Below are 24,849 nucleotides of genomic sequence, written 5' to 3'. Positions count from 1 at the left end.
CCGCTTGATAACTTGCGGACACATGGTGGAAACGCGAGGTCCATAGCGTATACACGCATGTCGACACGGGTGACCACGCTGGCCGATGCATCGGGGCGGCCGTTGCGGGACGTGGTGTATACGACGTTGCGCGATGAGCTGATGAACGGTGACATCAAGTTCGGGGAGCGGCTCACCGAGCCGAAACTGTCCGCGCGCTTCGGTATTTCGCGCACGCCGATCCGCGAAGCGCTCACCGTGCTGTGTTCGGACGGGCTGTTGCGCAGGGAGGAGTACGGCTTCAGCCCGGTGCGGCCGAGCATCCCGTTGATTCGCGACCTCTACGAGTTGCGAATCACCTTGGAAATGGGCGGGATTCAGCGTGCCATCGGCAATCCCGAGGTGCGACACGACCGAGAGCTGCTGGAGGCCGAGCGCTCGAGCTGGCTCGAGTTGCAGGCCGATCCGCCGGAGCAGGAGCCGGGTTTCGTGGTGCGCGACGAGGAATTCCACGTCACGCTGCTGACCGCCGCGGGCAACGCCGAACTGGTGCGCGCGCTGAAATCGGTGAACTCCCGGATCCGGCACGTGCGCATGTACGACTTCATGGTCAACAACCGGATCGAAACCACCATCACCGAGCACCTCGCGATCCTCGACGCGGTGCTGGCCGAGGACCTGCCGCTGGCTTATCGCCTGCTGCACACCCATATCGGGGAATCACTGGACGTCGTCCTGGAGCGGGTCACCCGCGCCATCACGGCGATGTCGCTGGCAACTGAATAGGGAGCCCCACGGTGGAGTTCGATACTGTGCTCGTCGCCAATCGCGGCGAGATCGCGGTCCGGGTGCTGCGCACCGCGAAAGCGCTCGGCCTGAAGACCGTCGCCGTCTACTCCGATGCGGATGCCGCCGCACCGCACGTCGAATTCGCCGATGCCGCGGTGCGTCTGGGCCCGGCGCAGGCCGCCGAGTCTTATCTGCGCGCCGACATGGTGATCGAGGCGGCGCTGGCGACCGGCGCGGGAGCGATCCACCCCGGCTACGGATTCCTCTCGGAGAACGCTGATTTCGCGACAGCCGTGGCCGAAGCGGGCATCGCGTTCGTCGGCCCGACACCGGCGCAGCTGCGCATCTTCGGTGACAAGCACACCGCTCGCGAGGCCGCGAGACGAGTCGGCGTTCCGCTGATTCCCGGCAGCGGTCTGCTGGATTCGGCCGAGCACGCGGTGGCCGAGGCGGAGCGGATCGGTTTCCCGGTGATGCTCAAGGCCGTCGGCGGCGGTGGCGGCATCGGCATGCAGAGCTGTTTCACCGCAGACGAACTCCGCACGGCTTATCTCCGGGTGCAGCGCCTTGCCGCGACGAACTTCTCGTCGGCGGGCGTCTTCCTGGAGCGTTTCGTGGCGCGCGCCAGGCACGTCGAGGTGCAGCTGTTCGGCGATGGGGTCGGCCGGGTGGTCAGCCTCGGCACCAGGGACTGCTCGTTGCAGCGGCGCAACCAGAAGGTGATCGAGGAAGCGCCCGCGCCGGGGCTCGGCGAGGAGCTGACCGAACAATTGCTCACCACGTCCAGAGAGCTGGCCAGATCGGTCGGCTACCGCTCGGCGGGCACCGTGGAATTCGTCTACGACTCCGAGCGCGGCGCGGCCTCGTTCCTCGAGATGAACACCCGGCTCCAGGTGGAACACCCGGTGACCGAGGCGATCACCGGCGTCGACCTGGTCGAATGGATGCTGCGCCTGGCGGGCGGGGACGCCACCGTGCTGGACGGCGTGCCGGAGACCGGTCCGGCACAGTCCGGCTGTGCCGTCGAGGCCCGGGTCTACGCCGAGGATCCCGGCCAGGACTACCGGCCGAGCGCCGGGCTTGTCACGGCCGCCGAGTTCCCCTCCGACGTGCGCGTCGACACCTGGGTCGGCACCGGCACCGAGGTGAGCCCGTACTACGACCCGCTGCTGGCCAAGGTGATCGCCGCGGCGCCGACCCGCGACGCCGCCCTGGACAGCCTGGCGGACGCGCTCGCCGCGACCCGGATCCACGGCGTTCAGACGAATATCGCCCAATTGCGCTCTGCGGCAACGGATCCTCGAGTTCGCGACGCGGCACACGACACCGGCACGCTGGCCGACATCCACCCCGCGGCGACGCGCATCGACGTGCTGCGCGGCGGAACAATGACCACCATCCAGGACCTTCCCGGTCGAATCGGCCTGTGGGAGGTCGGCATTCCGCCGTCCGGCCCGATGGACGACCTCTCGTTCACCGGCGCCAATGTCGCCGTCGGCAATCCGCCGCGCCTGCCCGCGCTGGAGTGCACGCTCCAGGGCCCGCGTCTGCGCTTCGCCGCCACCACGGTGGTCTGCGTGACCGGCGCGGACGCACCGATCACCATCGATGACACCCCCGCGCCGATGTGGGAACCGATCACGGTCCCCGCGGGCGCGGTACTCGACATCGGCGCACCCACCGACACCGGCCTGCGCACCTACCTCGCCGTGCGCGGCGGCCTCGACGCCCCGCTCTACCACGGCAGCGCGTCCACCTTCACCCTCGGCGGATTCGGCGGGACCACAGGCAAAGCCGTTGCGGCGGGCGATGTCCTGCACGTCGTCACTGACCGCGTGGAGGTGATGGAACCCGCGACGGCACCGGGCGAATCTGCTGCGGCGCCGGGCGAATCCGCCACCGGACTTTGCGAACCCGCCGCGGCACCGATCGAACCCACGACGACGCCGGGCGCATCCGGCACAGCGTTGGGCGAACCCGCCGCGACGCCGGTACGACCCGAATTCACCCACGAGTGGCAACTGGCGGTCGGCATCGGCCCGCAAACCGCACCCGCCTATTTCACCGACGCGGACATGGCGCAATTCGCGGCGCACCCGTGGCGGGTGGGCAGCCACGCCAACCGCACCGGCATCCGGCTGGAGGGCCCCAAGCCGACGTGGTCGCGGGCCGACGGCGGCGAGGCCGGACTGCACCCGTCCAACCTGCACGACAACCCCTACAGCGTCGGCGCGCTCAACGTCTCCGGCGACACCCCGATTCTGCTCGGTCCGGACGGACCGAGCCTCGGCGGTTTCGCCTGCCCGCTCACCGTGGTCTCGGCGCACCGGTGGAAGCTCGGACAGCTGCGTCCAGGCGACACTGTCCGGTTCGTGCCCGTCGACGACGCCGAGGCCACCGCGCTACGCCGCTCCGACGATCGGCGCGCGAAGGCGACGGTGTCCCGCGCCCGCGACGCCATCGGCGATCGCGGCGTCCTCGGCGCGACGCCCGGCGATGCCGACCGGCCTCGGGTGACGTACCTGCGCGGCGGCGACGACAACATCCTCGTCGAATACGGCGAGATGGTGCTGGATCTGGGCCTGCGCATGCGGGTGCACGCGCTCGCCGAGGCGCTGGCCGCGGCAAACCTGCCCGGCATCGTCGACGTCACTCCCGGCGTGCGCTCACTGCACATCCACTTCGATCCGGACGTGCTCGCCCAGCACCGGCTGCTCGGCACGCTTGCCGAGCTGGAGGCGGAGCTGCCCGCCACCCACGACCTGGTGGTGCCGAGCCGGACCATCCGCCTGCCGCTCTCGTTCGACGATCCCTCCATCGCCGAGGCGATCGACCGCTACCGCAGCGGCGTGCGCGACACCGCGCCGTGGCTGCCCTCGAACACCGAATTCATCAGGCGCATCAACGGACTCGACAGCGTCGAGCAAGTGCGCGACACGGTGTTCGACGCGGAATACCTGGTGCTCGGCCTCGGCGACGTGTATCTCGGTGCGCCGCTGGCCGTTCCGCTCGATCCGCGACACCGCCTGGTGACCACCAAGTACAACCCGGCGCGCACCTGGACGCCATCGGACGCGGTCGGCATCGGCGGGAAGTACCTGTGCGTGTACGGGATGGCCTCGCCCGGCGGTTACCAGCTGATCGGCCGCACCGTGCCGATCTGGTCCAGTTACCGGCAGTCCGCGCCTTTCGAGCGGGGCACCCCGTGGCTGTTCCGGTTCTTCGACCGGATCGTCTGGGAGCCGGTGAGCCCTGAGGAATTGCTCGAGCACCGTGCGGCGGCTGCCGCCGGCCGCTTCGACGCCGAGGTCGGCGACGGCACCTTCGCACTGGCCGACCACCTGCGCTTGCTCGCCGAAAATGCGGACGCAATAGCAGAATTCGAGAAGCGGCAGACGGCCGCATTCGAAGCAGAGAAGCGCGCGTGGCACGCGGCGGGCGAGTTCGAGCGCACTCCGACCGCACCCGCCCCGCCGGAACCCGTCGCCGATCCCTTGGCCGGGCTGCCCGCCGATGCGACCGTGGTGACGGCGCCGATGATCGGCAATGTGTGGCGCGTCGAGGTCGAGGAGGGCCAGCGGCTCGATGCCGGTGCGCCGGTCGCCATCCTGGAGGCGATGAAACTCGAGCTGCCGGTGCACAGCCCGGGCGCGGGCACGGTACTCAGGGTGCTGACCGCACCGGGCGCCAAGGTGGCGCCGGGTACCCCGCTAGCAGTGATCGGAGTGGACTGAATGACCGCAGGCGTTCTCGGCGCGACCGCCCATCGGGACTCGCCCACCGCGCGGGTCGCGGCCGCCTATCGCCGCATCGCCGAGGTGGATCGCCCCGAGGTGTGGATCACGCTGCGACCGGAGCACGAGGCCGTCGCCGACGCGGCCGAGGTGGAGCGGCGGCTGGCCGCGGGCGAGACGCTGCCGCTGGCCGGACAGCTGGTCGCGGTCAAGGACAACATCGACGTGGCCGGCTTGCCCACCACCGCTGCCTGTCCCGAATTCGCCTATCCGGCAACGGTTACCGCGGCCGCCGTCGCACGGCTGCAAGCGGCCGGGGCGATCGTGCTCGGCAAGACGAACCTGGACCAGTTCGCCACCGGCCTGGTCGGCACCAGGAGCCCGTACGGCGCGGTCCGGCACGCCGATCGTCTCGAGCTGATCTCCGGCGGCTCGTCGTCGGGCTCGGCGGTCGCGGTCGCGCTCGGACTCGTCGACGTCGGCGTCGGCACCGACACCGCGGGGTCGGGGCGGGTGCCCGCGGCGCTGCACGGCATCGTCGGCATCAAAGCCACGCTGGGGATCATCCCCGCGCACGGGCTCGTCCCGGCCTGCGCCGACTACGACGCCGTCACGGTGTTCGCGAAGGATCTCGACGGGGCGGTAGCCGCCGCGGCCGTGATGGCGGGGGCCGATGCGGGCGACCCGCGCAGCCGCGCCTGGCCCGCCGACGTGCGGTTCGCCGCGCCGCGAACCCCGCGGCTGGCGGTGCCGCGCGCCGCCGACCTCGCCGTGCTGACCGACGACTACCGCGACGCCTTCACCAGAACCGTTGCCGCCGTGGTCGATTCCGGCATCGAGACGGTCGAGCTGGATATTTCGCCGCTGCTGGCAGCCGCCCGCCTGCTTTACGACGGCGCGATCGTCGCGGAACGCTACGCGGCGGTGGGCGAATTCCTGGCGACCCGTCCGGCGGGCGCGGACCCCACGGTGGCGGCCATCATCGGCGCGGCCGCGTCCACCACCGGTCCCGCCTTCGCCGCCGACCTCGACGCGCTGACCCGTGCGCGCGCCGCTGCGGCGCTACTGCTACGGGACTGCGACGCGCTGCTGCTTCCGACCACCACCGAGCACCCGAGTATCGCCGCGGTGCAGGCGGATCCGATCGCCATCAACCGGCGCATGGGCACCTACACCAACTTCTGCAACCTGCTCGACATGGCCGCGGTCGCCGTGCCAGGCACGCCGACCGCGGCGGGCGCTCCCTTCGGCGTGATGGTGATGACGCCCGCCTTCGGCGATCAGGTCGCAATCGATATCGCCGCCCGCATGGGTGGCCTCGTGCAGGCGCCGCTGCTGGTCGGGGGCGGCGTCGAACTAGCCGTGTTCGGCGCGCATCTGCGCGGCCAGCCGCTGCACTGGCAGCTCGAGCGGATCGGCGCACGGTTCGCCGGGGAGATCCGCACCAGCGATGCCTATCGGCTCACTGCTCTCGACACCGTGCCCGCCAAGCCGGGGCTGGTCCGGCACGGCGCGGGCCTCGGCGCGCCGATCCTCGGCGAGTTGTTCAGCGTCTCGCGCGCCGGACTCGGCGGCTTCCTCGCGGAACTGCCCGCGCCGATGGCATTGACCAGCATCGAGCTCGATGACGGCCGATCGGTGGTCGGTTTCGCCTGCACGTACGACGCGGCGCTGACCGCCGCCGATATCACCGAATTCGGCGGCTGGAAGGCGTACCTGAACGCCGCCAACTGATTCCGTGCCCGATGGCCCGGCAGCTCCGCACTGCCGGGCCATCGGTGTGCATAAGTCCTGTTCAGCACAGTTTCAGACATTTGTACTAGACAAACGTGCAATCCTTCTGTTAGACATTTGTCTTAGACATTCGATCTAACGAGGAACCGGTCATGAGCATCTCCCCCACCCCGAACTCCCCGCGCGTGCTGATCAGCGGTGGTGGCATCGGCGGCAATGCCGTCGCGCTGCAACTGATTCGCGCGGGCATCGAGACCACCGTCGTCGAGCGCGCCGCCGTGCCGCGGCCCGGCGGACAGGCGGTCGACCTGCGCGGACCGAGCCGGGACGTCGCCGAGCGCATGGGCCTGATGCCCGGCATCCGAGCCCGGCAGCTGGACGAGCGCGGCATGCTCTACGTCGACACCGAGGGTCGCGAGACCCTGCGCATGCCCGCCGAGCTGTTCGACGGCAAGGGCGGCGTCGCCGAAATCGAGATCACCAGGGGCGATCTGAACGAGGTTCTGCTCGACGCGCTGGCGAAGGAGGGCGGGGCCGACTACCGCTACGGCGAGTGGATCACCGATGTCGGACAGGACGCGGCGGGCGTGGAGGTCACCTTCGCCTCCGGCGCCGTCGAACGCTTCGACATCCTCATCGGCGCCGACGGACTGCACTCCGCGACAAGGCGATTGGTGTTCGGCCCGGAAGAGGACTTCGCCACCTACCTCGGCGGCTACATGTCCTTCTTCACCATGCCGACCCCGAAAGGCACCGAGCCGCACTGGTTCTCGATGCACTCGCTGGTCGGCGCGACCGGCATCGGACTGCGCCCGGACGCCGATCCGGTGACCTCCAAGGCCATTGTCATGCTGCGCGCCGCCGCCGATCCGGCGCTGCGCCGCGATGTCGAGGCGCAGCAGCAGTTCATCAGGGAGCGCCTCGCGGGTGGCGGCTGGCATTCGGCCGTGATCAGCGCCGCGATGACCGAGGCCGAGGACTTCTACTTCGACGAACTGGCCCGCATCGACATGCCGAGCTGGGTCAGCGGCCGGGTCGCCCTGCTCGGCGACGCCGGATACTGCGGTTCGCCGCTGACCGGACAGGGCACCGCGATGGCCCTGGTGGGGGCCTACGTGCTGGCGGGTGAAATCGCCGCGCACGCAACGGATCCGGAGCGCGCGCTGACCCGCTACCAGGAAGTGCTTCGCCCCTTCGTCGCCAAGGCACAGGAGCTGCCGCCCGGCGGCCTGCGGGCGATGACCCCGAAGACCCGGTTCGGCATCCGAGTGGGGCAGGCGGTGTCCCGCTTGATGACGACCAAAGCGATGAAACCACTGATGATGCGGATGCTCACCGCGACCGAGTCCTACGAACTGCCCGATTACTCGGCGCGGCCGGTCGCCTGAGCGCGGCGGCTATCGCCCACCCGCACACCGAGTTCCGCGAGCAGGCCCTCGACCCGCTGCCCGATGTCGTCGCGGATGGGCCGCACCTGCTCGACCTCCAGTCCGGCCGGGTCCTCGATGATCCACTCCAGATAGCGCGGGCCAGGCACCAGCGGGCAGGTGTCTCCGCAGCCCATCGTGACGATCACGTCGGCGGCGCGAATGATCTCGTCGGTCCAGGGTTTCGGATATTCGCCCGCGATATCGATGCCGATCTCGGCCATTGCGGCGATCGCAGCGGGATTGAGTTGCGCGCTCGGCTCCGAGCCGCCCGACCAGGCCACCGCCCGGCCGCGAGCGAAGTGCGCGAAGAAGCCGTGCGCGATCTGAGAGCGGCCCGCGTTGTGGGTGCACAGGAACAAGACCGTCGGACGCGGTTGCGCCACTTTGCCTTCCACCTTCGCCCTGGCTTCCAGCTGCTGGCGGGCGAATCGTTCCGCGAGCGTCGGCAGGTACAGCGTCACCGAGGCCCGCTCGACGAACGCCTCGTACGACGAAAAGAGGTAACCGACAACGATTTCGGGCGCGAACATGGTGGCGAACTCGTCGAGCAGCCGCTTTTCGGCGAGGCGCAACTGCGTCTCGTGATCGAGAGCCAACAGGCGATAGGCAGGCCCGGTCGGCAGGACTGAGCGTTCCATCCATCCAGCGTGACAGCCGCATGTTCGACGCCGCAAACGAACTTACCGTGAACGCGATTCACCGAGGTGACAACGATGGGGCGGGCCGGTTACCCCTCGTGAACCGGCCCGCCCATACCTTGGGGCGGAACTCCTGGCCTGCGACCGGACGGTTACCTTCGGCAGGGGGCGATCCTCCTTCGCCCACCAGCTCCAGGAAGAGCCGTCGATGGCGCCGCCGGAGGGATCCGGCCGGGTCGGTCACCCCTCGTCGGACCGACCCGGCCGGGTTATCCCCGGGGCCCGACCTGTCACCCCTCGTGGACAGGTCGCGCCCGGTTCCCACCCCCGGTGGTGGCTTGTCCCCCCCCTTCCCCCTGGTTACTGGCAGTACTCGAAGGTGCCGAGTACGGTGCGGCCGTCCTTGATCAGGTAGCCGGTGGCGGCGAGATCGGTGCTGGCGACCGGGTTCTCCCCGTCCGGCGCCAGCCACTCGACCTGCTGCACGACCCGATAGGCGTTCGGGTCGTTGCGCAGCACCTTCACTTTGGTGTCGTCCATCTCGGCGGGCTTGGTGTCGGTGGCCTTGCCCTTCTCCCACTCCCCCGCGCTGGCCAGCGTGTGCTGGGCGGCGTCGTAGACGACGGTGCGGTAGCGGATCTGCTGGTGTTCGCCGGGGCGGTAGCCGGGCTGGGCGTAGACGACCGGGGCGGCGATCTCGATCTCGATCCGGTCGTCCTTGTGGGTGCAGGTGGCCTGGCCGGTGAGGGCGACACCGGGGACGCCGGTGTCCGCCGTCGCGGCGCCGGCGCCGAACATCAGGGCGGCGGTGGTCGTCGAGAGAGCGAGGGCGGTGGTCAGCTTGCCGATCATCGTCTGTGCGTCCTTCGTCAGGTCCGTGGTTCCGGTCGATCCGGTGTTGTCACAAACAATGCGGCCCGCGTCTTGGCGCGCCCTTAAGAACACCTTGCATGGACGAATCCGCAGGTAGATTCGGGTTCGCTAACACTTTCCCGCCGCGCGAGCGATGATGGAATCGGTGTGATCGATGATTGGAGCGACGATGGAAACCGTGGTGGTCTGGATCCTTGCCACAGTGCTGTACTGGTGGGGTCTGCTGTAGCGAAGTGCACCTGGCCGTACACCCGGCCAGGTCCATCCATCAGGGTCGATCCGCCGCCCGGCGGCGATCTGCACTCCGCTTCGGGCGCGCCGTGCACGCCGCCCGAAGACCGAAAACCGTGCCCCGGGCCGGTCCTCCGTTCGGCACGATGATTCGTGCTTGTGGCTCCAAGTACAGGCGTTCACAAGGCAGGCGCGGTAGGCCGTCGCTATCCGCCAACACCACCGTGACAGCGTCGACGTAATGCCGAGCCTGGTGCTCCTGTGCGAACAACGCGGCAGTGAGACACGCGGCGAACCGAAAGTGGACGCCGTGCAGAAATACGTTGCGAAAGGTGCGCACCCGTTCGGGTGCGCACCGATGCCGGTTCTTCTGTCGCTCAGCGTGATTCGGCGAGGACCTCGGCGGATTCGTCCGAGTCGGGAACCGGCGCGTCGGTGTCCGACTTACGTTCGCGCAGCAGCACCAACGACAGCGCGGCTGCGCAGAGCACCGAGCAGGCGGCGACGATGAAGGTGGTCGACATGCCGGAGGTGAAGGCGTCTCTGGCGGCCGCGGCCAAGCCGGTGTCGCCGGTGGCGGTGCTGATGGTGAGGGCGTCGGAGATGGACTCGCGGCCGGATTCCGGTGCGTCGGCGGGCATCGCGTCGGAGTAGGTGGTGGACAGCACCGCGCCGAGCACCGCGACGCCGAGGGCGGCGCCCGCCTGCTGGATGGTGTCGTTGAGCGCGGAGCGGACGCCGGCGTGCTCGCCGGGCACCGCGCCCATCAGCGCGCCGATCGTCGCGGGCATCGCCAGACCGAAGCCGCTGCCCATGACGGCCATGGCGAGCGCGGGCAGCCAGAACTCGGAGGTGGGTTCCAGCAGGGTGAGCAGACCGAAGCCCGCGGCGGTCACCGTCAGGCCGAAGGCGGTGATGCTGCGGTTGCCGAGCTTGCCCGCCATGGTGGCGCCGAGCCCGTTGAAAGCAAGCACCGCAACGGCCATCGGGTCGACGGCTTGGATCCCGCGTTCCGCGAACGCGTTCGAGGGTGGCTATCGCGAGAACCGCTGTGAGAGAACGCAAAAGGTGCGCACCTGTTTCGGTGCGCACCTTTGCTGTTCGCGAACGTCAGCCCCGCGGGGTGGAACCGTTCGATCCGGCACGCACGCCCTCCTCGACGCGCTTGCCGAGCTCCGCGTCGACGTTCTTCCAGTACTCGAAGACCCGGGAAAGCACCGGCTCGCGGACGCCGCCGAGCACGTGCCCGACGATGTTGTCCACCAACCGGTTCCGCTGGTCGTCGTTCAGCACCTCACGGACGAGGGTGCCCGCCTGGGTGAAGTCGCCGTCCTCCGCGTGCTGGACGTACCCGGCGCGCACGATGGTCGGATCGAAGTCCCAGATGCCTGCGTCTCCAGCACGTTCCGGGTCGGCGTGCGGGCCACCGAACGAATTGGGCGCGTACACAGGCACACTCGCGTCGTTGTAGTGGTACCGCATGGCGCCCTCCTTGGAGTAGGAGTTCACCTCCGCGGCCCGCGCCCGGTTCGGCGGGAGCTGCGCGTAGTTGGTCCCGATCCGGTAGCGGTGCGCGTCCGCGTAAGCGAATACGCGGCCGAGCAGCATCTTGTCCGGCGAGAAGCCGATGCCGGGAACGACATTCGACGGCTCGAAGGCGGCCTGCTCGATGTCGACGAAGTAGTTCGCCGGGTTACGGTTCAGGGTCCACTTGCCGACCTCGATCAGCGGGTAGTCCTCGTGCGACCACACCTTGGTCAGGTCGAACGGGTTGAAGCGGTAGCCCTCCGCCTCGGCGACCGGCATCACCTGCACGTACACCGTCCAGCTCGGGAACTCGCCGCGCTCGATCGCCTCCCACAGGTCCTTGCGGTGGTTATCGGCGTCGGCACCCGCGATCCGGTCGGCCTCGGCCTGGGTCAGGTACTCGATGCCCTGATCGGTCTTGAAGTGGTACTTCACCCAGAAGCGCTCACCGGCGGCGTTGATCCACTGGTAGGTGTGCGAGCCGTAGCCGTTCATGTGCCGGTACGTCTTCGGGATGCCGCGATCGCCCATCAGCCAGGTCACCTGGTGCGCGGTCTCCGGACGCAGGGTCCAGAAGTCCCACTGCATGTTGTGATCGCGAAGCCCGTTGCCCGGCAACCGCTTCTGCGAGCGGATGAAGTCGGGGAACTTGATCGGGTCCTTGATGAAGAAAATCGGGGTGTTGTTGCCGACGAGGTCGTAGTTGCCGTCCTCGGTGTAGAACTTCACCGCGAAACCGCGCGGGTCGCGCCAGGTGTCGGGACTGCCCTGCTCGCCCGCGACGGTGGAGAACCGGACCAGCGATTCGGTGCGCGCGCCGGGCTGGAACAGCTTGGCCTTCGTGTACTCGCTGACGTCGTTGGTGACGACCAGTTCACCGTAGGCGCCGGCGCCCTTGGCGTGCACGATGCGCTCCGGCACCCGTTCCCTGTTGAACTGGGCGAGCTTCTCGATCAGGTAGTGGTCGTGCAGCAGGATCGGGCCCTGTGTACCCGCGGTGAGCGATTCGTCGTCGCTTTCGACGGGCGTTCCGGTGTTCGTTGTGGTCGGCTTGGTCATTCGAAGCCTCCTTCGTGGCTGAGCAACGTCCCCGGGAACGGGCTGACCCGGGCTGTCGAAGTGAGCGGGGATCAATCCACCCCGTCCGGGCGCCGCTCGGGCGAGCGGCAGGTCGGGCACAGGCCCCAGAACACGACCTCGGCTTCGTCGACCACGAATCCGTGATCGGTCAGCGGTTCCAGGCACGGGGCACTGCCGACGACACAGTCCACGTCGACGACCGTGCCGCAGTTCCGGCACACCAGGTGGTGGTGGTTGTCGCCGATCCTGGTCTCGTACAGCGCGGGTGAGCCTGCGGGTTCGATGCGCCGCAAGATCCCGGCCCGCACACAGGCGTGCAGCACGTCGTAGACGGCCTGTGTGGACACCGAGCCCAGGGTCTCCCTGACCGTGGCAGCCACCAGATCGGCGTCCGAATGCGGTCGGGCGGCAACCGCGTTCAGCACCGCGACCCGCGGGGCGGTTATCCGCAAGCCCGCCGATCGCAGCCAGGCGCAAGGGTCGGCGTCGTCGGTGTGCATGAACCCATGATGGAAGCTTTTCTTGAATTAGTCAAGAAAATGATCTCTTCCAGTTTTGATAGGACGACCAGCTCAGCGCGATGGAGATGGCTCAGCCCCGCGCGGCGCCGACGCGGTGCCGGGAGACGAGTTCGGCCAGGTCCAGCGATTCGTCGGACCACGCGACGAGGTCGAGAACCGCGCCGTGACCGATCAGCTCGCGCGCCGCGCGAATGTCCGACGGCCTCGCGATGGCGACCGCGCCGACCAAGCGACGACAGCGCAGGGCGAGAACGGTGAAATTCGGCTCGGCGAGCGTGCCGCGCAGCACGAAATCGTCGTCGTGCCGCAGCCGACCCGCGAATTGCAGGTTGATCCCGTACTGGGTAGACCATCCCCACGAGACGTCTTGGCGGGCGACCGGTTTGCCGAGCATCGCTTTCGCGGCGGCCGCCCCCTGGGCCAGCGCGCTGTTCCAGTGTTCGGTGCGTTCGTGCACGCCGAGGCCGGGATCGAATCGGTTGGCCGCGTCGCCCGCCGCGTAGACCCCCGGTGCGGAGGTGCGGTAGTGCTCGTCGACGAGGATGCCGTTGTCGACGGCCAGCCCGGCCGCCTCGGCGAGCTCGGTGTCGGGAACCGAGCCGATGGCGATCAGCGCTACGCCCGCCGCCCACGTCCGGCCGTCGCGTGCGGTCGCGGTGACGCCGTCCTCGTGGCCCTCCAGGCGGGTCAGCGTCACCTCGTCCAAGATCTCGACGCCATTGTCGGCGTGCAGCTTTCGATAGAACGAGCCGACCGAGGGCGGGGCGACCCGGTCGAGCGGCGCCGATCCGGCGTGCACGACGGTCACTTCGGCGCCGAGTGACCGCGCGGTCGCGGCGACCTCGCAGCCGATCAGGCCGCCGCCGACGATCAACAGCGATTTGCCCGCGCCGATCGCCGTGCGCAGCGGCCCGACATCGGCGACGCCGCGCAGGGTGTGCACATTGCGCTGCGGAGCGGGCAGACTGCGGGCGCGCGCACCGGTCGCCAGCAGCAGACGGTCGTAGCCGAGCGCCTCGCCAGTCGCCAGTCGCACCTGCCTGCGCTCGGTGTCGATCTCTTCCACCGTGACGCCGGTGCGGAGCTCGATGTCCTTGTCACGCCAGGACTCCGCGGATTCGATCAGCGCCCTTCGTTCGACCGCGACGCCCGCCAGCATTTCCTTCGAAACCATGGGACGCCGATACGGCAGGCCGTCTTCGGCACCGAGCAGCACGATGCGTCCCGAATATCCCTCGGCGCGAAGGGTCTTGGCTGCGGTGGCGCCCGCGACCCCCGCGCCGACGATCACGATCCGTTCGGTCATGCGCGACTGACCTCGACCATCTCGAAATCCGCTGTGGCCGCGCCGCAATCGGGGCAGGACCAGTCGTCGGGGATGTCGTCCCAGCGGGTGCCCGGCTCGATGCCGTCCTCCGGCCAGCCGAGCGCTTCGTCGTATTCGAAGCCGCACTGCGCGCATCGGAAGAGTTTGTAATCGGTGCTCATCGTTCGTGTCCTGCTGTAGTGAGGGATATAGACGGCCATCACCGCACCCCGTACTTCGCCAGCACGCGCTCCCGCTCGCTCGGCTGGATGTTCACCCGGGTGATGTCACCGTCGTAGTGCGCGAGCACGCGGTGATCCATCACCTTGCGCCACAACGGCGGCAGATAGGCCAGGCCGATCATGCTGGCGTAACCGCTCGGCAGGTTCGGCGCGCCGTCCATGCTGCGCAGGGTCTGATAGCGCCGGGTCGGGTTGGCGTGATGATCGCTGTGCCGCTGCAGGTGGTACAGGAAGATATTGGTGACGATGTGGTCGGAGTTCCAGCTGTGCTCCGGCGTGCACCGCTCGTAACGGCCCGACGCGGTCCGCTGCCGCAGCAGGCCGTAGTGCTCCAGGTAGTTCACGGTCTCCAGCAGCGAGAAACCGTAGACCGCCTGAATGATCAGGTACGGCAGTACGACCGGGCCGAACACCGCGACCAGCGCGCCCCACAGCACCACCGACATCAGCCAGGCGTTGAGCACGTCGTTGTCAATGGTCCACGGGCTCTTGCCCATTCGCTGCAACCGGGTCTTCTCCAGCTCCCAGGACGAGCGCAGGCTGCCCCACACGCTGCGCGGCAGGAAGGCCCAGAACGTCTCGGCGAAACGCGCGCTCGCCGGGTCCTCCGGTGTCGCGACGCGCACGTGGTGGCCGCGGTTGTGCTCGATGTAGAAGTGGCCGTAGAACGTCTGGGCGAGGGTGATCTTGGACAGCCAGCGTTCCAGCTCGTCCTTCTTGTGGCCGAGTTCGTGCGCGGTGTTGATGCCGACGCCGCCCATCGTGCCGATGCTCAGCGCGAGACCGATCTTCGAGATCAGGCCGAGGCCGCCGTCGATGCCGAGCCAGGACAGGTCCGTCGCCGTCCACAGGTAGCAGGCGAACACCAGGCTCATCAGTTGCAGCGGAATATAGGCGTAGGTGCAGTACCGGTAGTACTTGTCGTTCTCCAGCTGCTCCATCACTTCTTCGGGCGGGTTCTGCCCGTCGGGCCCGAAGAATCGGTCCAGGATCGGCAGCAGCACGTAGACCAGCAGCGGGCCGATCCACCACCACACCGGCGACACCTGCGGCAAGCCGAGTTCGTTGAACACCCACACCAGCCACGTCGCGAGGAACACGGCGGTGGGCGCCACCAGGCCGAACAGCCACAGGTAGCGCTTCTGGTCGCGCCATTGCAGCGCCTGCGCGGGCGCATCGGTTCGGGATGTCGTCACTTTCGATCTCCTCGGGGTTGCGCGCGGGCCGGGCAGCAGCTGGCGGCACCCGGACCGTAAGCACTCGCGCCTTCGATGTGGTGTGGAGAACTTTACAAAGTCGCTCGCTTGTACAATTGGAATACAACTTGCGCTTGAGTGTCAATAGCTCGGACAAATACGGCCAATGTGTACGATGGATGACGTGCCTGAAGCGCGTTTTCACACCCGGATGCGGTTACTGCTCCGTGAGCGCGTCATCGAGACCGTGCGCGAACTCGTGTGCACCGAGGGCTGGGGTGCGGTGAACATGTCGCGCGTAGCCAAGGAGGTCGGCGTCAGCCGCCCGGTCCTCTACAAGGAGGTCGGCACCAAACAGGACCTCGCCGACCTGGTCATCCGGCACGAGCTGGAGACCTTCCTGGTCGGCATCGACGACAGCCTGGCCGGGCATCCAGAGGACGTGATCGCGGGCCTTACCGCCGCGGTCACCTACACGCTGCGCGCCGCCTCCGGCAACGCACTGCTCGGGGCCGTGTTGTCCGGGCGTTCGACCACCAACACCGCCTTGCTGCCGACCCTGATGACCGATCCCGAGCCCGTTCTCGGCCGCGCGCTCGGCGCGGTCACCGGCGCGGTGCGCGCCCGGTACGAGCTCGCCGGACTATCGGACGACGAGCTCGCGGCGCGTATCGAGACCGCCATCCGGCTCACCCTCAGTCACCTCTTCCAGCCGCTCGGCCCGGTCGAGCGTGCCGTCGGGCAGATCACCTCGGCGCTCGGCGCGTTGTTCGCGCCGGTGCGGGCAGCGGTTTCCTGACGGGCGGCCGAGCCGAGCGCCGTGAATGCGCCTGCACGTGGACGCAGCGCGGCGCTCAGGGCGTCTCCGGCGGCAGCGTCACCCGCGGCGGCACTGTCATCGGGGGCGTGCGGAACGGCGCACGCGGCGGTGTCAGGCCAGGCCGGGGGAAATCCGTAGGCCAAGGGCGCAGCGTCGGCGGCAGATAGGGCGCCGACGGCAAATACGGCGGGACAATCGGCGTCGGAAAATGCCGCGACGGCAACGGGCGCGGCGGAGCCGGTTCGGGCGGCATGCTCGCGGCGGTGAAAATCAGGCGCAGCACCACAATGGCGCCGAACACCAACGCCGCCCAGACTCGCCAGTTCGGACGCGGCGTCTCCGGCAGGTACCGCACTTCCGGCGGCGGTGGCATGTACTGGGACGCGGGCTCGGGACGTGCCGGCGATTCGGCCTGCTCTTCCACTGCGGCCAGGGTCGCGCGCACGAAGTCGGCGCGGCTCGGATCCCACTGCGCGACAAGGCGCAAGCCGCGCTCGCCCGCTTCGCGCTCGCCGCGGTCCAGGTCGAGCAGCGCGAGCTCCTGGGTGGCGTCGACGTGCTCGGGTTGCAGCCGAAGCGCCTCGCGCAGCGCCGCTTCCGCGCCCGGCACGGAGATCCCGCCACGCCGCAGGATCGAACCGCGGACGCGGTGCAGATCGGCGTGGGCGGGGTCGATCTCGATGGCCCGGTCGATGGTCGCCAGCGCGGCGGCCGGGTCCGTCGCCGACTGGACCCCCGCGAGCAGGCGCAGGTTCTCGACGTACTCCGGGTCCAGTTCCGCGCTGCGGGGTGGCCGCGGCCAGCGCGCGGTCGTAATGCCGTTGTCGTTCGGCGGAATCGTCCTCGGCCAGGTGCGCCAGTTCCTGTTCGGCCAGCGCCAGCACCCGCAGCGCGGACTGATAGTCGGGGAAGGCGGCCAGCGCGGCGGCGCTGAAGCCGACGGACTTCTCGTACTCACCGACGCGAAACCACGCGTACCCCATCAACATCAGCGCGTCGGCGTTGTCGGGATCGGCGGCGAGCACCGCGCCCAGCTTCACCCGCGCCGCGTCGATCCTGCCGAAGTCGATGAGGACCTTGGCCCGCACGACCTCGTCGTGCGCGAAAGTAGTCATGCGACCGGGTTTTTCAGCGCATCTTCATTCGCTTCATGTACAGGGCGAGTTCGTCGTAGCTGCCGTCGCTGTTGGCGAATTCGACCACGTTGCGGGCGGATTCGAACCACGCGCCCGCGCTCGGCTTGATCTCGGCCATCGCGGCCTCCAGATCCGCCATGCCGATCGGGCGGACGGTGCCGGTGCGGATCGATTCCGCCATGGCCAGCTGGGTGGCCGAGGTGCAGACGTGCGCCATGTCGGCTCCCGAGAAACCCTCGGTGCGCGCGGCGATCGCGCCGAGGTCGATGCCGGCCACCGGACGCTCGCGCAGGTGATAGTGCAGGATCGACTTGCGCGCGGCGAGATCCGGCAGCGCGACCAGGATCATCCGGTCGAAGCGCCCCGGCCTGCGCAGCGCGACATCGATGTCCCACGGGTGGTTGGTCGCGCCGAGGATGTAGACACCCTCGTTGTCGACCGTGGCCGAATCCATCTCGTTCAGCAGCTGATTCACCACGGTGCGCATGGTCGCCGAGCCGGACATCTGGCTGCGCTTGTGGCCCAGCGCGTCCACCTCGTCCAGGAAGAGCACGCACGGCGCGTTGCGGCGGGCCACCTCGAACACGCTGTGCAGGTTGCGTTCACTCGCGCCGGTGTAGATGTCGAGGATGTCGGCGATCTCGATCGGATAGAAATTCGCGCCGAGCTCGCCCGCCACCGCCGAGGCGATGAAGGTCTTGCCGCAGCCGGGCGGCCCGTACAGCAGCAGACCGCCGCGCGCGGAGGTGCCGAACGCCTTGGCCAGCTCGGGGTTTCGCAACGGGCCGAGCAGGGCCAGGTCGAGCTGGCGCTTGACCTCCTCCATGCCGCCGACATCGGCCAGCGTCACCCGAGTGCGGGAGAACAGTCCGGCGTCGGAGGCGGCGGCGTATTCCGTTGGACCCGAGTCGATAAAGGCCGGGGCGATGATGTCGGAGACCTGGTCTTCTGCGGCGTCCCAGTCGTAGTCCGATGCCGCGGTGGGCTCTGGCGGTGCTGGTTCGACATCCGATCCGGTCTCGTCGGGCGCCGGGACGGCGCGTGAACGGGCATCGGGCACGGCCGCCGCGTCCGAAACGTCGTCGGGCGCAAAGCCTTCGGATGCGATTGACGCTGATGCGTCCGGCACGTGGGCGCCAGGCTCGGCGAGGCCGGGTGCGCCGACACCGGTCGACGCTCCGGCAGGCGGCGGGGCAACGGACTGCGTGGCGGGTTCGGCGCCGCCCGCGAGCGCGGCGGTGCACTGCTGGAGCAATTCCACTGCCCTCGCGTTCCCGGGCTCCTGGCTGAGCGCGGCGCCGCACTGGGCGAGTGCCTCGACGTGGCGGCCGCGCTCGGCGAGCAGTTCGATCACCCGCAACCGCAGAGCGAGCACGTCAGGGCTGCGGTCCAGCGCGGCAAGCATTTCGACCAGCACCGGATCATCGGTCACGGCAGTCCCCCGTTCGACACACGAATACCCCGACGATCCTAAACGGTTACTGTCCAGAAACATCGCGTCGCGCGCTCACCCGATGCCGCGCGCCGCACGTGATGCACACCACAATTCGGCGCCGGAATAGTTCCATCCCGGAGCCCGTTGAAGGTCACTGTCGGCGTCCGGACAGCCCCGGGCCGCACCCTTCGTCGCTTCGAGCGACCACTCGCCGAGAGGCGCTTGTGGGACGTCGGCACCCGAGCCGTGACGCTGGCGTGGCGTCCGGTGACTCAGCGGCGCCGCCAGGTTACCCCCCGACCTGGCGGCGTTTCGCGTAGCGGGCGCCGTTCACCTGAACGGTCCAAGATGCTGCTATGACCTCGCACGGTTCGGCCTCGCGCGACTCGGCCTCGCACGGTTCGGCACTTCACCGCAGGCTCGGACTCACCGACTCGGTGCTGATCGGTCTCGGCTCGATGATCGGCGCCGGGATCTTCGCCGCGCTCGCACCGGCAGCCGGGGCCGCGGGCTCGTGGCTGCTGCTCGCGCTGGCCGTCGCCGCGCTGCTCGCCTACTGCAACGCGATGTCGTCGGCCCGGTTGGCCGCGCGCTACCCGGTCTCGGGCGGCACGTACGTGTACGGCCGGGAACGGCTCGGCCCGTTCTGGGGGTATCTGGCCGGGTGGGCGTTCGTCGTGGGCAAGACGGCCTCGTGCGCCGCGATGGCGCTGACCGTCGGCCACTACGCGTGGCCCGAGCAGTCCCGCCCGGTCGCGGTCGCCGCGGTGCTCGCGATCACCGCGATCAACTACACAGGCGTGCAGAAATCCGCGCTGGCCACCCGGATCATCGTCGCGATCGTGCTCGCCGTGCTGGTGATGGTGGCGGTGGTCGGTTTCTCCGGCACCCATGCCGCCGCGACGGCGTTGCCGGACCGGATCGGTCCGCGCGACGTGCTGGAAGCGGCCGGGCTGCTGTTCTTCGCCTTCGCCGGATACGCGCGGATCGCCACCCTCGGCGAGGAAGTGCGCGATCCGCGACGCACCATTCCGCGCGCGATCATGCTCGCGCTGGCCATCGCGCTCGTGCTCTACGCCGTTGTCGCGGCCGCCGCGCTCGCGGTGCTCGGCTCGTCCGGGCTCGCCACGGCGACCGATCCGCTGGCCAGGGTCGTCGCCGAGGCGGGCGCACCGGCGCTGGCGCCGGTGGTGCGGGTCGGCGCGGTGGTCGCGGCGGCGGGCTCGCTGCTCGCGCTCGTGCTCGGTGTCTCGCGCACGACGCTGGCCATGGCCCGCGACCGCTACCTGCCGCACGCGCTCGCCGCCGTGCACCCACGCTTCGGCGTGCCGCACCGGGCGGAGCTGGTCGTCGGCGCGGTGGTGGCCGTGGTCGCGGCGAGCTTCGATCTGCGTGCGGCCATTGGCTTCTCGTCGTTCACCGTGCTGGTCTATTACCTCGTCGCCAATGTCTCGGCGGGCACGCTCACCGCGGCGGAGGACCAGCCCGCCCGCTGGATTCCGGTGGTGGGAGCATTCGGATGTGTGATCGTCGCGGCGGCGCTGCCGCTGGCGTCGGTGCTCGTCGGAGCCGGGGTCCTCGCGCTCGGCGCCGCGCTCTACGCCGTGACTCGTCGGGCACGCTGAGCCGCCGCGATGTTCGTGCCGCGCGCCGCCGCTTGTTGGCCGGTGCGCACGGGCCCGGCACGCTAGCCTCATGCCCATGGGGCGTTTCTGTGGTTTCCTCGCTGGAATCGCGGCGGTGTCGCTTGTCGCGGGAAGTCTCTTCGGCGCGACCGCGCACGCGGCCCCGGCCGCCACCGCGCAACAGGCTCGCTGCGAGGTCAGCTCCGGCCGGGAAGCGCAGCGCGCCGCTCCGGAACAGGCCGGATTCGACGCCGAACTGCTCGCCGACGCATTGGAGTTCGCCAGTCACCGAAACCGCTTCAACGTCCAAGTCTTTCGCCACAACTGCCTGATCGGCGAGGGACCGAACAACGCGAAGAGCGGCAACGTCGCGTGGAATGTGTGGAGCGTGACCAAGAGCGTGGTCTCGCTGCTCGCGGGCATCGCGTGGGACCGCGGCCTGCTCGACCTGGACGCCCCGATCGACAAATACCTGCCACCGGGCCTCGGCAACGCGGAGCACCGCGCCATCCGGGTCCGGGATCTGCTCACCGAGACCTCCGGCATGACGGTGGGCGTGCTCACCGAAGGCATCACCGGAGTCGTCCCCATCGATCCACACAGCGCGGTACAGGCGCTCGCTGTGCCGCTGGACAATCCGCCTGGCACCGTCTTCAGCTACAGCCAGCGCAACGTCGACCTGCTGACGTTCGTCATCGAACTGGCCATCGGCGAGCCGTTTCAGCAATTCGCGCAGCGGGAGCTGTTCGACCCGCTCGGCATTCTCCGCAGCGACTACTACTGGGCCAAGGATCGCGCCGGAAACACCTACGGCTACGCGCATCTGATGATCCCGCCGAACGATCTCGCCAAGCTCGGCCTGCTGGTGAGCAACGAAGGCCGCTGGGGCGCAGACCAACTCGTGTCCGAACGGTATCTACGGATGGCGCTGACCCCGTCGAAGAACCCGTGCTACGGCTACCTCTTCTGGCTCGGCCCCGACTGCGCGGAATCGCCCACGTTCATGCCGCCGGACATGTACATGATGTCCGGGCTCGGTTTGCAGAACGTTTTCGTGCTGCCCTCGCTCGATCTGATGGTGATGTGGACCGGCGTCTTCGGCAACGTCAGCAGCCAGGGCGTCTCCGGCGTCGTGCAGAACGCCGACGAACTGCCGTACGAGTTCTTCCGCATGCTCTTCGCCGCCATGCCCGAGAACCCCATCCCCGATCCCGGGCCGTACGTCGAGCCGCCGGTGCGGTTGGACCCGCGCCGATTCGTGGATGCGAACCTGTTGCTCGCGGTCTTCGGCATCGGCCCGGCCGCGTATCCGGGCTGCAATGTCTTCTCCTGCTTGAACTACCAGCTCGCGCCCCCGTTCGCGGATATCGCCCCCGGCTGCTTCATCGTCGTCTGCCTCGGGCACGATCCGCGCACCCCGGGCATCCACTGACCCCGGCCACAAACCGTCCGCCGCCATATCGGGTGCGGACCTGCTGTGGCGCGCTCACCACATGTCGATGAGCAGTCCCCAGCGGCGGGTGTCGGCTTCGTGGACCACCTCGCCCCAGTCGCGGAGCAGGCGTTCGAAGATCGCGGGGGTGGTGATGCGGTGGCGGTTGGTGGTTTCGCGGTCGAGATGCGGGTGCAGATCGGAGATACGCAGGGCGATGCGGCCCCACAGATTGGCCAAGGTGGACAGATGCGCCGGGGAGTGGGCGAGCCATGCCGTGGGCCGGATGGTGTCGCTGTGCGCACTCCACGGCTGGTGGGCGACGGGTTCGACAGGGAGGTCGCCGCCGTAGAGGCCGCGGAGGAACAGATCGGTGTCGGCGATCAGCTCGGCGGTCTCGGGCGGAGCGTCCCACGGCACGAAGAGGCGGGCATCGCGCCACACCGCTTCGAATTCGGAGTGCAGCGCGGCGGAACTGTAGGCGTGGAAACGGTACTCGGCGATCCAGCGCTCGGTGCGATCCAGCCAGCGCAGGCCGATCGGGTACTGCTGGCGGTGGTCCTCGTCGGGCCACTCCAGGTCGGCGAACCGCCGCGTTGCCCGTTCGGACACCGTCCGCGCCAGGCGCGGCCAATCCGCGATGTGCACGGCGACATACGAACCCACCGGTCACACCTTTCCACGCCGAACCCGCTTATCGAAGCGATTGTGCCAGCCCCTGATACGACAGCCGGGCCGATCCGATCCAGTGGCGGATCGGATCGGCCCGGTTGCGTCGAAACGGCTCAGCGGTCGCTGAGCAGCACCTCGGCGATTTGAATGGTGTTCAGCGCCGCGCCCTTGCGCAGGTTGTCGCCGGAGACGAACAGCGCGAGACCGCGACCGTCCGGCACACCGTGATCCTGGCGGATGCGACCGACGAGCGACTCGTCGGCGCCAGCGGCCTGCAACGGCGTCGGCACGTCGACCAGCCGCGCACCGGGCGCGTCGGCCAGCAGTTCCTTGGCCCGCGCCACCGACAGCGGGTTGGCGAACTCGGCGTTGATCGACAGCGAGTGCCCGGTGAAGACCGGAACACGCACGCAGGTGCCGCTCACCAGCAGCTCGGGGAGGCCGAGGATCTTGCGGCTCTCGTTGCGCAGCTTCTGATCCTCGTCGGTCTCGCCCGATTCGTCGTCGACCAGCGAACCGGCCAGCGGGATCACGTCGAAGGCGATCGGCGCGACGTACTTGTTCGGCGCGGGGAACGCCACGGCGCTGCCGTCGTGCACCAGCTTCTCGGCGTCGCCGATCACCGCGCGCACCTGCGAGGCCAGCTCCTCGACGCCGGCCAGGCCGGAACCGGAGACCGCCTGGTAGCTGGAGACGACCAGCCTGGTCAGGCCCGCCTCGTCGTGTAGCGGCTTGAGCACCGGCATCGCGGCCATGGTGGTGCAGTTGGGGTTGGCGATGATGCCCTTGACCAGGTTGCGGGTCTGCTCCGGGTTGACCTCGCTGACCACCAGCGGGACCTCGGGGTCCTTGCGCCAGGCCGACGAATTGTCGATCACGGTGACGCCCGCCGCCGCGAATCGCGGGGCCTGCACGCGGGACATGGTGGCGCCCGCCGAGAACAGCGCGATGTCCAGTCCGGACGGATCGGCGGTCTCGGTGTCCTCGACCACGATCTCGCCGCCGCGCCACGGCAGCGTCTTGCCAGCCGAGCGCGCGGACGCGAAGAACCGCACCTCGTCGGCCGGGAAGTCGCGCTCCTCCAGCAGCTTCCGCATGACGGCGCCGACCTGCCCGGTCGCGCCCACGACTCCTACTCGAACACCCATGTCTATCGCCCCGTTCCGGCGTGCACCACGGCCACCTCGTCGCCGCCCAGATCGAAGGCGCGGTGCAGCACCTTCACGGCGTCGTCCAACTCGGTGTCCTTGACCAGGACCGAGATCCGGATCTCTGAGGTGGAGATCAGGTCGATGTTGATGCCCGCGTCGGCGAGCGCCTCGCAGAACGTCGCGGTGACGCCGGGGTGGCTCTTCATGCCCGCGCCGACCAGCGACACCTTGCCGATGTGGTCGTCGTAGAGCACCTGAGAGAAGCCGATCTCGCCCTGGCGCTTGGTCAGCATCTCGACGGCGCGCGCGCCCTCGGTCTTGGGCAGCGTGAACGTGATGTCGGTCTTGCCGGTCTCCACCTTGGAGATGTTCTGCAGGACCATGTCGATGTTGATCTCGGCGTCGGCGATGGCACGGAACACCTTGGCGGCGAATCCCGGCTCGTCCGACAGCCCGACCACGGTCACCTTGGCCTCGCTGCGGTCGTGCGCGACGCCAGTGAGGATTGCTTTCTCCAAGGGGATGTCCTCCATTGATCCGTAAACGTAGGTGCCCTGCTTGTCGGTGTAGGACGAGCGCACATGCACGGGCACGTTGTAGCGGCGCGCGTACTCGACGCAGCGCAGCATCAGCACTTTGGAGCCGCAGGCCGCCATCTCCAGCATCTCCTCGTAGGAGACCTGATCGAGCCGCTGCGCGTCGGAGACGATCCGCGGGTCTGCGGTGAAGACGCCGTCCACGTCGGTGTAGATCTCGCAGACGTCGGCCTCCAGCGCCGCGGCCAGCGCGACGGCGGTGGTGTCGGAGCCGCCACGACCGAGCGTGGTGACATCCTTGCTGTCCTGGCTCACGCCCTGGAACCCGGCGACCAGCACGATGGTGCCCGCGTCGAGCGCCTCGCGCAGCCGGCTCGGGGTGACGTCGATGATCTTCGCGTTGCCGTGCGCGCCGGTGGTGATGACACCCGCCTGCGAGCCGGTGAACGAGCGGGCCTCCGCGCCGAGCGAGTGGATCGCCATGGCGACCAGCGCGTTGGAGATGCGCTCGCCGGAGGTGAGCAGCATGTCCATCTCGCGGGCGGGCGGCGCGGGCGCCACCTGCTGAGCGAGGTCGAGGAGTTCGTCGGTCGTGTCGCCCATCGCCGAGCAGACGACCACCACGTCGTGGCCTTGCTTCTTGGTCTCGACGATCCGTTCAGCGACGCGCCGGATACGCTCGGCGGTAGCGACCGAGGATCCTCCGTACTTCTGAACAACGAGAGCCACGACAGGGTCCTCCAAGATCGACAATCGGCTGGT

General features: G+C 68.9%; 20 protein-coding genes. 7 read left to right on the top strand and 13 right to left on the bottom strand.

What is annotated here, in order from left to right; translation table 11 throughout:
* Window positions 1–57 precede the first annotated feature (57 nt).
* From AB0H50_RS10450 to AB0H50_RS10435, 4 genes are all read left to right on the top strand, one after another.
* Window positions 58–765, top strand: coding sequence for a GntR family transcriptional regulator (locus AB0H50_RS10450; protein WP_357449259.1), 708 nt, complete (start codon window positions 58–60; stop codon window positions 763–765).
* Entirely contained in the window at window positions 762–4,502 is a 3,741-nt protein-coding gene (gene uca, locus AB0H50_RS10445) for an urea carboxylase (protein WP_357449440.1), read from the top strand. Before AB0H50_RS10450 ends, uca begins: the two co-directional genes overlap by 4 nt.
* Window positions 4,503–6,236, top strand: coding sequence for an allophanate hydrolase (atzF, locus tag AB0H50_RS10440; protein WP_357449257.1), 1,734 nt, complete (start codon window positions 4,503–4,505; stop codon window positions 6,234–6,236). It begins immediately after the preceding gene.
* A gap of 152 nt (window positions 6,237–6,388) precedes the next feature.
* Window positions 6,389–7,624, top strand: a complete 1,236-nt coding sequence (locus AB0H50_RS10435) for an FAD-dependent monooxygenase (RefSeq protein WP_357449255.1) — start codon at window positions 6,389–6,391, stop codon at window positions 7,622–7,624.
* Here AB0H50_RS10435 and AB0H50_RS10430 read toward each other — a convergent pair.
* The 8 genes from AB0H50_RS10430 to AB0H50_RS10395 form a co-directional block, all read right to left on the bottom strand.
* Window positions 7,600–8,304 carry an arsenate reductase ArsC gene (locus AB0H50_RS10430; protein ID WP_357449253.1) on the bottom strand — a complete coding sequence of 235 codons (705 nt, stop codon included), beginning with the start codon at window positions 8,302–8,304 and terminating at the stop codon, window positions 7,600–7,602. The genes AB0H50_RS10435 and AB0H50_RS10430 overlap by 25 nt on opposite strands.
* Before the next feature lie 360 nt (window positions 8,305–8,664).
* Window positions 8,665–9,156 (bottom strand): hypothetical protein, encoded by a 492-nt coding sequence (locus AB0H50_RS10425; RefSeq protein ID WP_357449250.1) that lies wholly within the window; start codon window positions 9,154–9,156, stop codon window positions 8,665–8,667.
* Window positions 9,157–9,785: 629 nt separating this feature from the next.
* Complete coding sequence (locus AB0H50_RS10420) at window positions 9,786–10,394, bottom strand: hypothetical protein (protein ID WP_357449248.1); 609 nt, start codon at window positions 10,392–10,394, stop codon at window positions 9,786–9,788.
* Between the two features lie 124 nt (window positions 10,395–10,518).
* A complete protein-coding gene (locus AB0H50_RS10415) occupies window positions 10,519–11,994 on the bottom strand; it encodes a catalase (RefSeq protein ID WP_357449246.1) in 1,476 nt (491 codons plus the stop codon).
* Window positions 11,995–12,065: 71 nt separating this feature from the next.
* Window positions 12,066–12,515 carry a Fur family transcriptional regulator gene (locus AB0H50_RS10410; protein ID WP_357449244.1) on the bottom strand — a complete coding sequence of 150 codons (450 nt, stop codon included), beginning with the start codon at window positions 12,513–12,515 and terminating at the stop codon, window positions 12,066–12,068.
* 91 nt (window positions 12,516–12,606) lie between these two features.
* A complete protein-coding gene (locus tag AB0H50_RS10405) occupies window positions 12,607–13,842 on the bottom strand; it encodes an FAD-dependent oxidoreductase (RefSeq protein ID WP_357449242.1) in 1,236 nt (411 codons plus the stop codon).
* A complete protein-coding gene (locus AB0H50_RS10400) occupies window positions 13,839–14,024 on the bottom strand; it encodes a rubredoxin (RefSeq protein WP_357449240.1) in 186 nt (61 codons plus the stop codon). Before AB0H50_RS10400 ends, AB0H50_RS10405 begins: the two co-directional genes overlap by 4 nt.
* A gap of 38 nt (window positions 14,025–14,062) precedes the next feature.
* Window positions 14,063–15,280: an alkane 1-monooxygenase gene (locus tag AB0H50_RS10395; protein WP_357449238.1), complete on the bottom strand. Its 1,218-nt coding sequence runs from the start codon at window positions 15,278–15,280 to the stop codon at window positions 14,063–14,065.
* Window positions 15,281–15,464: 184 nt separating this feature from the next.
* Between AB0H50_RS10395 and AB0H50_RS10390 the strand changes: the two genes are divergently transcribed.
* The gene (locus AB0H50_RS10390) at window positions 15,465–16,079 is read left to right on the top strand and encodes a TetR family transcriptional regulator (RefSeq protein WP_357449236.1); all 615 of its coding nucleotides are present in this window, start codon (window positions 15,465–15,467) and stop codon (window positions 16,077–16,079) included.
* Here the strand turns inward: AB0H50_RS10390 and AB0H50_RS10385 are convergent.
* Window positions 15,980–17,215, bottom strand: coding sequence for a tetratricopeptide repeat protein (locus tag AB0H50_RS10385; RefSeq protein ID WP_357449234.1), 1,236 nt, complete (start codon window positions 17,213–17,215; stop codon window positions 15,980–15,982). The two genes, AB0H50_RS10390 and AB0H50_RS10385, sit on opposite strands and share 100 nt — an antisense overlap.
* A gap of 13 nt (window positions 17,216–17,228) precedes the next feature.
* Window positions 17,229–18,668: an AAA family ATPase gene (locus tag AB0H50_RS10380; protein ID WP_357449232.1), complete on the bottom strand. Its 1,440-nt coding sequence runs from the start codon at window positions 18,666–18,668 to the stop codon at window positions 17,229–17,231.
* Between the two features lie 359 nt (window positions 18,669–19,027).
* On the opposite strand from AB0H50_RS10380, the gene AB0H50_RS10375 reads away from it, so the two are divergent.
* Together AB0H50_RS10375 and AB0H50_RS10370 are read left to right on the top strand one after the other, a co-directional pair.
* Entirely contained in the window at window positions 19,028–20,296 is a 1,269-nt protein-coding gene (locus tag AB0H50_RS10375; protein ID WP_357449230.1) for an APC family permease, read from the top strand.
* A gap of 76 nt (window positions 20,297–20,372) precedes the next feature.
* Complete coding sequence (locus tag AB0H50_RS10370; protein WP_357449437.1) at window positions 20,373–21,728, top strand: serine hydrolase domain-containing protein; 1,356 nt, start codon at window positions 20,373–20,375, stop codon at window positions 21,726–21,728.
* A 54-nt stretch (window positions 21,729–21,782) separates the two neighbouring features.
* Here the strand turns inward: AB0H50_RS10370 and AB0H50_RS10365 are convergent, their stop codons facing one another.
* From AB0H50_RS10365 to AB0H50_RS10355, 3 genes are all read right to left on the bottom strand, one after another.
* Window positions 21,783–22,394: a hypothetical protein gene (locus AB0H50_RS10365; protein WP_357449228.1), complete on the bottom strand. Its 612-nt coding sequence runs from the start codon at window positions 22,392–22,394 to the stop codon at window positions 21,783–21,785.
* Window positions 22,395–22,513: 119 nt separating this feature from the next.
* On the bottom strand, window positions 22,514–23,548 hold the full coding sequence (locus AB0H50_RS10360) for an aspartate-semialdehyde dehydrogenase (protein WP_357449226.1): 1,035 nt from the start codon (window positions 23,546–23,548) through the stop codon (window positions 22,514–22,516).
* A 2-nt stretch (window positions 23,549–23,550) separates the two neighbouring features.
* On the bottom strand, window positions 23,551–24,816 hold the full coding sequence (locus tag AB0H50_RS10355; RefSeq protein ID WP_357449224.1) for an aspartate kinase: 1,266 nt from the start codon (window positions 24,814–24,816) through the stop codon (window positions 23,551–23,553).
* Window positions 24,817–24,849 lie beyond the last annotated feature (33 nt).

The sequence above is a fragment of the Nocardia sp. NPDC050793 genome (assembly GCF_040654065.1).
GTDB lineage: Bacteria > Actinomycetota > Actinomycetes > Mycobacteriales > Mycobacteriaceae > Nocardia.
The sequence above is the reverse complement of the archived record's forward strand: the minus strand, read 5'-3'. Positions and strand labels throughout refer to the sequence as shown.

What these genes read in the sequence shown, in the direction of transcription:
- AB0H50_RS10450 (WP_357449259.1), top strand. Translation starts at nt 58, where the DNA reads ATGTCGACACGGGTGACCACGCTGGCCGATGCATCGGGGCGGCCGTTG.
- atzF (WP_357449257.1), top strand. Translation starts at nt 4,503, where the DNA reads ATGACCGCAGGCGTTCTCGGCGCGACCGCCCATCGGGACTCGCCCACC.
- AB0H50_RS10435 (WP_357449255.1), top strand. Translation starts at nt 6,389, where the DNA reads ATGAGCATCTCCCCCACCCCGAACTCCCCGCGCGTGCTGATCAGCGGT.
- AB0H50_RS10430 (WP_357449253.1), bottom strand. Translation starts at nt 8,304, where the DNA reads ATGGAACGCTCAGTCCTGCCGACCGGGCCTGCCTATCGCCTGTTGGCT.
- AB0H50_RS10425 (WP_357449250.1), bottom strand. Translation starts at nt 9,156, where the DNA reads ATGATCGGCAAGCTGACCACCGCCCTCGCTCTCTCGACGACCACCGCC.
- AB0H50_RS10420 (WP_357449248.1), bottom strand. Translation starts at nt 10,394, where the DNA reads ATGGCCGTTGCGGTGCTTGCTTTCAACGGGCTCGGCGCCACCATGGCG.
- AB0H50_RS10415 (WP_357449246.1), bottom strand. Translation starts at nt 11,994, where the DNA reads ATGACCAAGCCGACCACAACGAACACCGGAACGCCCGTCGAAAGCGAC.
- AB0H50_RS10410 (WP_357449244.1), bottom strand. Translation starts at nt 12,515, where the DNA reads ATGCACACCGACGACGCCGACCCTTGCGCCTGGCTGCGATCGGCGGGC.
- AB0H50_RS10405 (WP_357449242.1), bottom strand. Translation starts at nt 13,842, where the DNA reads ATGACCGAACGGATCGTGATCGTCGGCGCGGGGGTCGCGGGCGCCACC.
- AB0H50_RS10400 (WP_357449240.1), bottom strand. Translation starts at nt 14,024, where the DNA reads ATGAGCACCGATTACAAACTCTTCCGATGCGCGCAGTGCGGCTTCGAA.
- AB0H50_RS10385 (WP_357449234.1), bottom strand. Translation starts at nt 17,215, where the DNA reads ATGACTACTTTCGCGCACGACGAGGTCGTGCGGGCCAAGGTCCTCATC.
- AB0H50_RS10375 (WP_357449230.1), top strand. Translation starts at nt 19,028, where the DNA reads ATGACCTCGCACGGTTCGGCCTCGCGCGACTCGGCCTCGCACGGTTCG.
- AB0H50_RS10370 (WP_357449437.1), top strand. Translation starts at nt 20,373, where the DNA reads ATGGGGCGTTTCTGTGGTTTCCTCGCTGGAATCGCGGCGGTGTCGCTT.
- AB0H50_RS10360 (WP_357449226.1), bottom strand. Translation starts at nt 23,548, where the DNA reads ATGGGTGTTCGAGTAGGAGTCGTGGGCGCGACCGGGCAGGTCGGCGCC.